Source organism: Agrobacterium sp. LAD9 (assembly GCF_003031125.1).
GTDB lineage: Bacteria > Pseudomonadota > Alphaproteobacteria > Rhizobiales > Rhizobiaceae > Agrobacterium > Agrobacterium radiobacter.
On the sequence record NZ_PHGS01000019.1, the window covers coordinates 159,491 to 170,400 of the forward strand.

A 10,910-nucleotide genomic window follows, 5' to 3' on the forward strand; every position below is an offset into this window, starting at 1 on the left:
CTACGGCCAGAATGTAAAAATATTGCGCAACTTGTTTCGAAAATTTAGCTTCGGCGTTGTTTCATCTTCTGCTGCCTCGCCATAGCTACTGCTACGTTCTCCTTCCTTTTCTTTTGCGTACTCATCAATCTCGCGTGCGTACAAGGAAAGTCGTTCAGCAATACAGCTTCTTATCGCCTTTTCTTCCCAACCGTTAAGAGCTGCAATTTGAACAACTTGCTCCTCGACTGAATCAGCAGCTTCGCGCCACTGTTGTTGATGGCTGAATACGAATGTTCTGAGATGTACGACAAACTCACACGCTATGGACATCATACCGGATGAGAATTTTGTTTGACGCAGCACCTCCAATCTCGGCTCAAAATGTTTATTAATGAGCACCTCATCCGCGCCGAAGCCGAGAAGCAATGCACGGACTCGTTCAATGCGAGCGCGTGACCGAACGTATTCCTCTTTTGCTCCCAAATTTGCCGCTGCAATGTCTGCGTCTTCTTCTGCGTCCAACCGAGCGATAAGCTCGCTGTATGCAAGATATTGGTCTTCCGTCAGATAAATTTTGTCATCAGGTGGGTTTTGTCCGGGTAACGCAAGGACGTCGAGCTGACGCTGGATCGCGACCTGAACAAATGCCGAAGTTTTTCCATATTCAGGAAAATAACGTTTGATGCCTTCTACGGTATCATTAGATACCGTCACACTGACCCTTTTGTAAGGGTCACGCTTTGGTCGTCCTCCGCCTCGTTTCTTGCCGGATTTCACAACCTTCATGCACGCACCCTCAGAAAAATATACACTTTATAATTGCATTTGGTTAATCAATACCCTATATCAAGGACAATCCATCACATCGTTTTCCTAAAAGTGTCTTCCAAGGTTTGTCCTTTCCTCTGGTCGACACTTGAAGCACTGTGCGTTGCTGCGCCTGTGCTTCCAGCAAACCTCCTTGGCATGGGAGGTTTGTTTGTAGGCTGTCAATCTTATTAAGATTGAAAAGCAAAGTTATTAAATTTCCATTTGGTGACCCTTTTCCGCTGTCCTGAGCATGCATCGACGAATGCCATCGTCCTGCACACCACGATTACAAAGGACAGTTCAATGCACGATAGCTATGTAAAAGAATTCTTCAGCAACATCGTCCCTTCACGCTCAGATGTCTTCGGAAGACAGCTAGGAGGCCGTGTCATCGGTTGGAAACGCACGGATTCTGGTGCGTTGGGTGCCATCGTCGTATTTCCTCACCTTTCTGGGAAATACCTTTATGGCATCGACCCCAGCAACCGCATGCGCACCCGCTTCCTTCGCCAAGTCTGACCCGATAGCCCAAGGAGCACTAAGATGGCTGCACAGCTTAACAAAGACGCTCGATCTGTCTTTACGTCGAAGACAATTCGACGCCGACCGTCACAAACCATTGACTCCCACTCTTATGGGGAAACTTTCAGCCCTCCGTCCACCAACTTAGAAGAGGAAGCCCCGCGAGGCCTTTTGCAGCAATTCTTTGCGATTGCGCGGACATTGCTCCCCGGACAAACGGCAACGCTGACAGTGACTAGGGTCAGCATCTCAGAACCAAAACGGCATGACCACGAACGGGTAGCCACACAGTTGCCAGGCGGCGTATTCGCCGGAGACCGCAACTCATCCCTTGCCCGTAGCCTTATGATCAGGCTGTTACGTAAAGCATGGGAAGAAGGCCAGCTTGGCGACGTATATTGGGGACCGTCCAACTATGATCCCCGCACCGAAGAACTTCCAGATGGCACGCATTTTGTGCCGTTAATGAACACATCGACGGGCTTTGTGCATGCATGGACAATTTGCCCAACCACACTTCAGCCCAAACACTTAGGCTGGATGAATCGATGATGGAAACTATACTGAAGTTCAGCCTTGGGATCATGGAACTTTTTATCAAGCTCTACATCAAGGCAATCTTCGCACTGCTCGGCCTCATTGGCCGAGCAGTTGCCCGGATCATCGCAGATACCTATAGCATGTTCCTTGTTCGACGCGCCGCAGGCCGTCGAACGGCCCGCAGGGCGATGGGACGTTCCTCGTCCCGACACCTTTAGAACTGCACGGCGCGCATCAACCGTCACCCGAAGGGCCGGAACGACGTGAAGGAGGGCGAACGCCCTTGACGGTTCTCAGCGCCATGCCATCCCATAATCATCATTTAAAGATCGAAGCCCGTTCGCGGAAAGAGCGAATGTCTGACGAAACGACGCGCGCTTTTCTAAACGTGAATGTTCAATAAAGACAATGAACTCATCATTTAAGCACTAAATGATATTTGCTCACCCAACCGAAGCGAGGGATGATGATCCCATGGACGTATTGAAGGTCATCTTATGGCTGATATCCCTCCTGCTACGCTTTGGGTGGTGGGTGATTGTGTTCACCTTCAGTCTTCCAGTCAGAATACTAATGACCACATCCCACAGGCGTAAAGCCTATGGTTCGGCGCGATGGGCTAGTCGCTGGGAACAGTGGCGACATCGAGCCATTCGCGGCGAAGGCATTGTCCTTGGCCGCGGCGCATTCCGCCGACTTCTTCGTTTCTCGACAGACGGGATTGTGATGGTCTTTGCCGCCACAGGTGCCGGCAAGGGGCTGGGCGTTGTCATCCCCACGCTGCTGACCTATCGCGGTTCCATGGTGGTGTCTGATCCTAAAGGCGAAAACTATGCGATTACCCGCCGCCAACGGGCCAAATTCGGCAAGGTGTGGATGCTGAACCCCTCTGATCTCGTTCATTCGGAACGCTTCAACCCGATGGACACTATCCGCGTGGGAACGGCGCAGGAATCCGATGATGCCGAAAGCCTTGCAAGATTAATGGTGGTTCCCGATGCTCGCGAGTCCCATTGGGATGACAAGGCAATCTCCCTCATCAAGGCTCTTATTCTTCATACTCTCCATGAGCCTGTTGAAAGCCGCTGCCTCGGAACGGTAAGGCGGCTGACAACAGGTCAACGAGAGACCTTTCTTGCCATGCTGATGGATATTGCCACAACATCCCCCTCGCCTGCCGCGCGCGAGATCGTCAACGGTATTCTCACCAGCGCCATTGATCCGCAAGACGACCTGTCCCAAGAGTTCCGCTCGATCCTCTCGAACGTGCAGAAGGCCACCGAACCATGGTCGTTATCAAGCCCTGCGGGCAAACTCTCGGCTTACTCGACGTTCCAACTTACCGACATGATCAACGAAGTCGGCACGCTCTACCTTTGTGTGGATGAAGACCTGCTGGATGTGTATTCGCGCTGGCTGCGTGTCTTGGTCGGCTGCACACTCAAAACGCTCACGCGCGCCAAGACCAACAAACCCAAACGCAAGGTCGTTCTCCTGCTGGATGAAGTGGCCGTCCTCGGCCGCCTCGATGTGCTTGAAAAACAGTCCGGCCTGCTCCGCGCCTACTGCACACCCGTGCTCATCTGGCAAAACCTGCCCCAAGTCACCAAAATCTACGGCGACGACGCCAAAGCCTTCCTTGCCAACGCCTCCGCCCGCCTGTTCTTCGGGGTAAGCGACAACGATACCGCCGAATACGTCGCCACCATGCTCGGCAAGACTCCCGCCGAATCCGGTTCGTCCAGTATCAGCCTGTCCTCATTCGGCATGGAGAAAACCAGCCGTTCCCGCAGCCAATCCGAAAGCAGTTACTGGCTGCTCGACAGTGCCGAAATCCAGCGCCTGCCCGTTACCAAAATCATCTTAAAGCTACGGGACTGCCCCTTCCCTATTCTCGGGAAACGCCTCGATTATCGGAAGATGTGGTGCTGGAAAATGCGGTGGGATAAGTGGAGCGGCAAACCGAAAAAGTTCAATACCAAACCTTACTTGCCTCAACATCTCGTCTTTGACGAAGACGCTACCGCCGTAGCAAATAATCTTCGGATTGACTCGAGCCAATCACAAAAATAGGCTTCAGTAGAAAAATACGCCCTCACGGGCGTATTTTTTCAATATGTCAATTCCACTGCTAATCTTTGAAAGTGAAAGTCTTGTAACCAAGCCAAACAAGACTGACAAATACCAAGAAAAACGGGATTCCGAAAACGTAAAAGCCGAGATTATCGCACATGTAAAATACGGCCAACAGGCCGCTCCCTAAGGTTAGGCCATGACTAAATGTTTTATACCAGTATACTTTAATTTAGCTGAATGCAACAATATACTAGAGTCAAATTATTACCTATACTCTATTATTGGAGTATTTCTGGCCTTAATAGGCCTAGCTTTTACTGGATGGAATCTATTTTATATAAGAAAATACAATAAGATACAGACAGCAACTCAAGAAGCAATACTCAAACAAAGCCGATTAATAGAGCTTTCCCACGAATGGAACTCCAAAGACTTCATTGCGGCCCGCAACAGTGCGGAGATTTTAATAAAAAATAGTAAAGGTAAAGAAACCGATCTCTACGATGAAATCTCGAAATCCGAAGAGGGAATGGCGAAATGGGTCGAAATATCCATGATAGCCCATTTCTTCGTTAGGCTAAAACATATACAGGAAACAAATCAGATAAACGGAGAATACGCGAAACTTGAGTTTCAAGAAGCAATCGAATACTGGATAATACCTCTGATCCTCGTCTACTCAAAGGACGACACAGAAAAGCGCCTTATAAAGGCTCTGATGTGGATATACTTGTACTACAACCCATCAAATCCAAAGAATTTAGGAAATTTGGCTTAATGACGTAGGCGAACTCTATCTCTTTTACGCTCACTAGCTGCCCTCGCCCACCCCTCCAACTCCCGTATCCGCAGAAGCCCCTTCTCCCGCTGAAGGCCACCCAGCCGCATCATATCTTCAAGCTTCGTCATCATCGAAACAAGCTGCGCAAACCGTTTCCGCGCATGCGCCACCTTCTTCCGGCGCTCGGCTTCCTGCCACCGCTCGAAACGGAACTGCGGCCCGCCCATCTGTCCCTCCATCCAGAACGCAATCCGCCGCTCCCAATAATCCATTTTCCGCTGATACCGATCAAACCGACGCGTAACCGCCTCCAACTCCCGCTTGAGCCGCTGGTCATTCCCGACGACAATGCGTTCAAGCCAATTCAACCGTGAACCGCCATCATAAGATGGATAGTCGCGCCTCCGACGCTCGGCAACCTTTGCATCGCCCTGCCCCCGATACGGCCCAACCTCCCTCATTCGACTGACCGGAACTCTCTCTCTCCGCACAATCTGCCGCGCCCGTGGCCCGACATGGATTTCCGGCTCGCGGTTTAATTCCGCTGCTCGCACCATGTCACCAAGCTCCCGCGCATAGTCGCGCTGCGCCACAAGGGTACGATGATCGATCCGCACGCTCTTCCCTGCCCGCTCCAAGGCGTCATTGCACGCCACTGCCCACTCAGCGCGCCACTCGTTCAAAAGTTCCTTGCTGTTCCATTCACGGGTCTTCACGCGGTCAAGACCGGAGACCGTCGCACGCCGCAACGTCAACATCACATGCGCATGAAAGTTCAGCCGCGATTGCCCGTGCTCGGCAATAGGATCATGCAAAGCAACATCGGCCACCATGCCGCGCTGTACGAAATGCCGCCCGACAAAACGGCGTACCAATTCTAACCGCTCACCCGCATCCAACTCGTGCGGCAACGCCATGTTGAACTCACGGGCAAGCTGCGCATCCCGCCGCTTGTCCATCGCCTCGACAGTAGACCAAAGCAACTGACGATCTTCCACCCACGTCGCAGAACCGGGCGGGGCCATGATTTCAGAATGCACAACGCCACGCCGATGACTGTAATCGTGAACCTCCCCCGTATTGCCATCCACCAGCCGCGAACCGGAACGATAGGCCGCAGCCGCCACGGCCTTTGAGCCAGGACGATATGTGCCATCGGGATTGACCTTGGAAGAACGGCCAAGTATTTGGCCGGAGAAATGGTAGATAGCCACGGCACACCTCCTGTCCCAAGGAGTGCGCCTGAAGCGCACTCGCCACAGTCGAATTCCATGCCCGTAAGGGCATTCCTTTCCGGCGGATTGCCACAAGCCTGTGGCTGCCGGAGCACCTATGTTGCGTAGCAATGTATAAGTGCGCTATTAGCCCTGTCTACCCTCAGTTGATTCACGTTTTGTGTCCTGCTATCAACAGGCGGTTTTCGCCTCGTCATTTTGGGGATTTCATGTCGCCGCCATTCCATCCCACCCGTGTTATCGGCAATCTTGCCGCACTCGTTGGCGCGATACTGATCGCGGGATTTCTGTTCGATCTCGCCGCCGGATGGTGGGATTATCGCCCTATGGCGTTCTGCATGCTGCTGCGACCCATACTCGCCTTCGCCTACGGCGTGGGTGTTCTCCTCACCACTGTGGGTGTCATCATCTACGCGGTATCGCTGTTCAGAAGTCAGGCAGGAATCGGCCTCGCGATTGGGGGTGTGATGTTATTCATCGTGCCGCTGACGCTGCCACACTATCTTGGTGTCGCGTGCTCCCCGTGACGCCTAATAGAACGTTATGAGCCGTAAGCGCCGTTCAGCAGGCTTGTATTCCATTGCAGCAAGGAGCCGCACGGGGGCACCGACGTCTCGCTCTGGTAGCTCCACAATCAGGTTAAATTTCGAAACTCTGTGCGCGTCGTTGTAAGACATATTGTAAATGTAGCTCGCCGAAATTTTAGAGCGAATAAGCTTTACGAGTTCGTCCGTCGTGATCTGCTCTAGACCTGCCTTTTCAAGCGAGCCGATTTTCTCGGACTTGAGATAGGCAAGCTTTGCCTCTTGAATTTCGATTTCAAACTCTTCAAGCGGTTGGGGATCTGGACTGATTGCGTTCAACGAAAACTCAGTGTCTACCGCAAACCCTTTGTAGACGGGACGTTCGATCTTGTATGAAAGCAATGTTCCAGTCAGATGTTCAGGCAAGCTGCGGCAAGTGTATCCATGCTCTTCAAATGGATAACCGCATGTGTTCACATCCTCTGCATTGGAACGGTCGTCTTCATGTCCTTGGATGATAACAGAGCGGTGTTTGAGAAACGCACTCACAAGCATGGTGGAGAGGAGGATTTTGAAACGCGAAACATACGTAGTGTCTGCAAATCCGACATAGGCCTTCCAGTCCAGCAACCCTTCATGAAACTTCCGCACCATCGAATCCGTGAGATTATTGATGTAGACGATGAAGAATTGGGAACTGTAGGAATAGTCTACATCTCGGGTCAGCATGACGGACTCGACCATAGCATCGTACAGGACTTCCTGTGCGTTATTATCCCCGATGTAGTCTCCCACCAGAACTGAGTGGTTGCTGTTCCGGTCGAAGAGAGGAATAAGTTTCTGAAAGACTGCCAGCCCATACCAATTGTTCGAAATGGCGTCTCTGTCGAAGACCAATGCCATTTCCCGGCGCTGACGGTCTGGGACGAGAGCTGTTTTCAGATCGGCGTATCTGATGCGCTTTGAAGCCAAAACGGTTTCGGCTTCATGCCTCAAACGTTGAATCTCCCGAAACATCGCGGCTGGAGAGACCTTAAAATAATCACGTGTGACCTCAAGCATGATATGGCCACGGGCGTTGAGGGTATGAATTGATTTCGTGTCAGACACTAAATGCCCCTCCAAGCCTCCGGCATTTGCACGATTCAGATGAAATGCCCCTTCTTACTTTCAAGCGGTGGCCAAGTGTATCCGCAAGGCGATTCCGCGTTCAATGGATGTGCTCTAGCATGAGACAGAAATCGGCCCCGTCGCATCAACGGGAAAATTTCAGTTGAGATGCATCGCAGACCCTTCTTTAAGTGCGTCGTACAGATCGGGCCGAAACTGCACAACAACCCTGTCCAGCATCTTTTGCACGACTGGGTTCACCCAGTACTGGCAATCATCAGGTGGCCGCTCACCGCACTCCATGTAATCCATATAGTCGCTGGACATCATGTAGGAATCTTTTAGTCCAAAGATAAGGACAAGGTGATAAATGACGATACAACGCAGATCCTCGTTGAACGTGTTGAGCCAAACCAATCTGTCTTTTACGTAAACCGCTCCGTCATTCAGTAAAGTGGTATGGAAAAAATTGTAATGCATCTGGTCATTACATCTCTTTCGAAGCTGCTTATAGCGCTCGTCAGAGTTGATGAGTTTAAAAAGCGTGCCCAACTCTCCTGACTTTTCAATATACTTGGTCATTTCCTCTACGCGAGGGAGCGCCTTCGTCGACCTCCCATGAAGCCAGTCGTTCACGAACGGAACAATCGGCGCTTGGGGGGTACAATGATGTCTAAGCCACAGATTCACATAGACGTTGATCGTCGCAGCATCGTGATATTTCCTTAGCAAGGCAAAGGCGTCGTTAATCCGCCCTTTCCCTAAAAGATATGCCATTGATTCCACAGTGCCTTGGATCGACGAGAAGACATAGGTATCTATGTTGGCGAACGCCGTCGTTCCGGTTGTCACTTGCTGAAACACGCTCATAGAGAGCGAATCGTAGAACTCGCCATATTGGGCGAGGTTTTCAAAGATCTCATGCTCTCTGTAAGCTTTGTCTGTGATCTGTATCATCTGGGAAATAGAACACATTCAATGCCAACAAGCGAACCCGAAGTAAGTGGAAATAGAGGTAGACGCTGAAAGCGCATCCCGCTACGCGGCGATTGCACAATGAATCCGATTTAGGCAAGAGATGCCGCCCTACAATCGCCCTTCCAAAACGTCATCGCGGATTTCTTGGCCGCCATAGAACACGCCCAACACCATCACGTAATTGTCTTCAACGGCGAACGCGATGCTGACACTTCTCCGATAACCAATGATGCGCAGTCCGGGGATTTTTCCTTCACGAACAGTACCACGCTTCGGAAAGGTCGAAAGTTCGCTTAGAAAAGAGCGGATACCGCTCACATAGTTCCACGCTACATCCGGCCCCGCCCTCTCATAGCTGGCAAGGTCGCCATAGAGTTTTAACAACTCGGCTTCCGCCTGCTCATGAAGAATGACGGTGTAGCGCTTCATGCGTTAACGAGCTTTCGCCACATTAGCTTTGTGCTCGGCTTCAATGCGCGCAAAAGCATCGTCAAGCGCCACGCCCTTGGAAGGGTCGGCTTTCAATTCGGCATACCGTGCCGGAATATCATGATTGAGCCAGCGTTCACGCGCGGCTTCCTGATCTTCAAGCAAACGAAGACCAGCGCGAACAACCTCGCTCGCATTATTGTAGCGGCCTGATTCAAGCTGCTTTCGAATGAAAGTCTCGTAGTGATCGTTAAGTGCAAAACTAGCCATGGTGTGTACCTCCTTCCTCTATTATAGGAAGGAAATCTAAAATTAACAACTATTGTTATCTATTAATATATCCCAGCCATTCCAACATTGTCAAAATGGCCGGGAAAAGGGAGTTGTCCCTTATATTGGCCCGCCAAGCGGGCTGACAAATCGGCAAGCGATTTGTGGCGACACCCGTTCGGGTGTCTTTACCGGGCCGTGGGGCCTCGGTTGTCGTGGAAGGGCGGCGCTGCCGCCGCCCTTGGCACCTTCCGTGCCCGATTGGGCCGCTTGGCCTTACGGGAATTGATAACCGACGCATCCAAGGTCGTCTTGATGTGCGCCGCGTAGAATTTTTCAATCATCTCGACGCTGGTGCGGCAATTTTTGGCAATCGCATAAACATCAGCACCTTCCATCAATCGGATACAAATATAGGTATGACGAAGACTGTAGGCTGTCCGAGGTTTACCGTCGCGATCCAACTTGAGGTTTTGGTCATCAAGAAGGTTATTGAACATCTTGAGATAATTGCCGGGAAACAGCAGATCGGTCGTGGCAGGCCGACTGACCGCAATCTCTCCGCCTTCAGCCCCCTTCCCTTTGCGGGCAGGCTTTAAGCGATCCCGCAAACGCTCGTAGGGTTTGACGGCTCCGGGCATGGATTTGCACCAGCCAATGCCACGCTTACCGGGCACTTCGATTTCCAGAATGCGCTCCCGCGTATCGAGATCGATCACAATAGACACGTCGCGGTGCTGCAACTGTTTCGCCTCGTCGGGCCGCAGGCCCGTATTTCCCATGAACAGCACAAAGTCATGAAGCTGCTCGGCCTCCCACCGGAAGTGCGGGTTCTTCGGCTCTTTGGCATTGAGGCGGGTCGCCTCATAAAGCTGCTTATATTCGGAGGGACTGAACCAAGGCCGGTGCGTAATCTTCCCCTGCGTCTTGTAGGGCGGCGACAGATCGGGCAAATGCGACAGCCACTTGTGACGAATGGCTGTCTTCAAGACCTGCCGCAAGGTTCCCACCTCATCGTGCAGCGTGCTGCGCGATGGTGCCTTACCGTTCTTAGCTGTCGAGATACGTTCCACCCGATAATCCTGAACGGTTCCGGCGTTGATCTCGGAAAGCCCCATCTTCCCGAAGAACGGGATGAGATGGAGGCGCAAGCGGATGCTATGCCCTTCCACCCATTTGGGGCTGCGCTCGCCTTCGGTGATGATGGCGTATTCCTGTTCAAACTTCTTGGCTGCTATGGCAAAGGTCGTTTCGGTCTTGATCAGACCCGCCGCCAGCTTGCCGCGCAGGCCGAGATACCAGTCCTCGGCAAAGGATTTGGCCTGTTCCAGCCCCGTTTCCTTGGTGCTGGTGCGATACTGGACGCCTTTGAGAGAGGCGGAGCAATGCCACGTCAGTCCCCCGCGCCGGTAGACATTGACCTTCCCACCGAGGATTTCATGACTCGCCATGCCTGCCTCCGTTCACTTTCCCGTTGTTTCAACAGGATGGAATCACGGCATACGGGAAGTGTCAAATGACGGGCCGGATTTGTGCTTGCGTTGTGCTAGCCCCAAAACGCACGAAAGCCCTCCATAATGGGAGGGCTTTCATGTTGAATTTCTTCGTAAATTTTGGTTGCGGGGGCAGGATTTGAACCTGCGGCCTTCAGGT

Annotated in this window: 13 protein-coding genes; 6 read left to right on the forward strand and 7 right to left on the reverse strand. The window is 51.9% G+C overall.

Annotation, left to right across the window (positions count from 1 at the left end):
* Positions 1–768 carry a hypothetical protein gene (locus DA915_RS20665; RefSeq protein ID WP_107677155.1) on the reverse strand — a complete coding sequence of 256 codons (768 nt, stop codon included), beginning with the start codon at positions 766–768 and terminating at the stop codon, positions 1–3.
* 327 nt (positions 769–1,095) lie between these two features.
* On the opposite strand from DA915_RS20665, the gene DA915_RS20670 reads away from it, so the two are divergent.
* The 5 genes from DA915_RS20670 (at position 1,096) to DA915_RS20685 (ending at position 4,708) form a co-directional block, all read left to right on the forward strand.
* Entirely contained in the window at positions 1,096–1,311 is a 216-nt protein-coding gene (locus DA915_RS20670) for a hypothetical protein (RefSeq protein ID WP_153064588.1), read from the forward strand.
* Between the two features lie 24 nt (positions 1,312–1,335).
* Positions 1,336–1,866, forward strand: coding sequence for a hypothetical protein (locus DA915_RS28730; RefSeq protein WP_153064589.1), 531 nt, complete (start codon positions 1,336–1,338; stop codon positions 1,864–1,866).
* Positions 1,863–2,072, forward strand: coding sequence for a hypothetical protein (locus tag DA915_RS20675; RefSeq protein ID WP_153064590.1), 210 nt, complete (start codon positions 1,863–1,865; stop codon positions 2,070–2,072). Before DA915_RS28730 ends, DA915_RS20675 begins: the two co-directional genes overlap by 4 nt.
* A gap of 256 nt (positions 2,073–2,328) precedes the next feature.
* The gene (locus tag DA915_RS20680) at positions 2,329–3,927 is read left to right on the forward strand and encodes a type IV secretory system conjugative DNA transfer family protein (RefSeq protein WP_192886621.1); all 1,599 of its coding nucleotides are present in this window, start codon (positions 2,329–2,331) and stop codon (positions 3,925–3,927) included.
* A 199-nt stretch (positions 3,928–4,126) separates the two neighbouring features.
* Positions 4,127–4,708, forward strand: a complete 582-nt coding sequence (locus DA915_RS20685) for a hypothetical protein (protein WP_107677159.1) — start codon at positions 4,127–4,129, stop codon at positions 4,706–4,708.
* On the opposite strand, the gene mobQ is transcribed toward DA915_RS20685, so the two are convergent.
* Positions 4,705–5,925, reverse strand: a complete 1,221-nt coding sequence (mobQ, locus tag DA915_RS20690; RefSeq protein ID WP_192886622.1) for a MobQ family relaxase — start codon at positions 5,923–5,925, stop codon at positions 4,705–4,707. The genes DA915_RS20685 and mobQ overlap by 4 nt on opposite strands.
* Positions 5,926–6,155: 230 nt before the next feature.
* Here mobQ and DA915_RS20695 point away from each other — a divergent pair, with 230 nt between their 5' ends.
* On the forward strand, positions 6,156–6,473 hold the full coding sequence (locus tag DA915_RS20695; RefSeq protein WP_107677161.1) for a hypothetical protein: 318 nt from the start codon (positions 6,156–6,158) through the stop codon (positions 6,471–6,473).
* A 3-nt stretch (positions 6,474–6,476) separates the two neighbouring features.
* On the opposite strand, the gene DA915_RS20700 is transcribed toward DA915_RS20695, so the two are convergent.
* From DA915_RS20700 to DA915_RS20720, 5 genes are all read right to left on the reverse strand, one after another.
* On the reverse strand, positions 6,477–7,580 hold the full coding sequence (locus tag DA915_RS20700; protein ID WP_153064591.1) for a hypothetical protein: 1,104 nt from the start codon (positions 7,578–7,580) through the stop codon (positions 6,477–6,479).
* A gap of 159 nt (positions 7,581–7,739) precedes the next feature.
* Positions 7,740–8,537: a hypothetical protein gene (locus DA915_RS20705; RefSeq protein WP_107677163.1), complete on the reverse strand. Its 798-nt coding sequence runs from the start codon at positions 8,535–8,537 to the stop codon at positions 7,740–7,742.
* 129 nt (positions 8,538–8,666) lie between these two features.
* Positions 8,667–8,987 (reverse strand): type II toxin-antitoxin system RelE/ParE family toxin, encoded by a 321-nt coding sequence (locus DA915_RS20710; RefSeq protein ID WP_107677164.1) that lies wholly within the window; start codon positions 8,985–8,987, stop codon positions 8,667–8,669.
* Positions 8,988–8,990: 3 nt separating this feature from the next.
* Complete coding sequence (locus tag DA915_RS20715) at positions 8,991–9,257, reverse strand: type II toxin-antitoxin system ParD family antitoxin (protein ID WP_107677165.1); 267 nt, start codon at positions 9,255–9,257, stop codon at positions 8,991–8,993.
* A gap of 188 nt (positions 9,258–9,445) precedes the next feature.
* Positions 9,446–10,708, reverse strand: coding sequence for a site-specific integrase (locus DA915_RS20720; protein WP_244600775.1), 1,263 nt, complete (start codon positions 10,706–10,708; stop codon positions 9,446–9,448).
* Positions 10,709–10,910: the final 202 nt, after the last annotated feature.

Excerpts from the sequence above, each read along its gene's own strand:
- DA915_RS20665 (WP_107677155.1), bottom strand. The coding sequence starts at position 768 with ATGAAGGTTGTGAAATCCGGCAAGAAACGAGGCGGAGGACGACCAAAG.
- DA915_RS20670 (WP_153064588.1), top strand. The coding sequence starts at position 1,096 with ATGCACGATAGCTATGTAAAAGAATTCTTCAGCAACATCGTCCCTTCA.
- DA915_RS28730 (WP_153064589.1), top strand. The coding sequence starts at position 1,336 with ATGGCTGCACAGCTTAACAAAGACGCTCGATCTGTCTTTACGTCGAAG.
- DA915_RS20675 (WP_153064590.1), top strand. The coding sequence starts at position 1,863 with ATGATGGAAACTATACTGAAGTTCAGCCTTGGGATCATGGAACTTTTT.
- DA915_RS20680 (WP_192886621.1), top strand. The coding sequence starts at position 2,329 with ATGGACGTATTGAAGGTCATCTTATGGCTGATATCCCTCCTGCTACGC.
- DA915_RS20685 (WP_107677159.1), top strand. The coding sequence starts at position 4,127 with ATGACTAAATGTTTTATACCAGTATACTTTAATTTAGCTGAATGCAAC.
- DA915_RS20695 (WP_107677161.1), top strand. The coding sequence starts at position 6,156 with ATGTCGCCGCCATTCCATCCCACCCGTGTTATCGGCAATCTTGCCGCA.
- DA915_RS20705 (WP_107677163.1), bottom strand. The coding sequence starts at position 8,537 with ATGATACAGATCACAGACAAAGCTTACAGAGAGCATGAGATCTTTGAA.
- DA915_RS20710 (WP_107677164.1), bottom strand. The coding sequence starts at position 8,987 with ATGAAGCGCTACACCGTCATTCTTCATGAGCAGGCGGAAGCCGAGTTG.
- DA915_RS20715 (WP_107677165.1), bottom strand. The coding sequence starts at position 9,257 with ATGGCTAGTTTTGCACTTAACGATCACTACGAGACTTTCATTCGAAAG.
- DA915_RS20720 (WP_244600775.1), bottom strand. The coding sequence starts at position 10,708 with ATGGCGAGTCATGAAATCCTCGGTGGGAAGGTCAATGTCTACCGGCGC.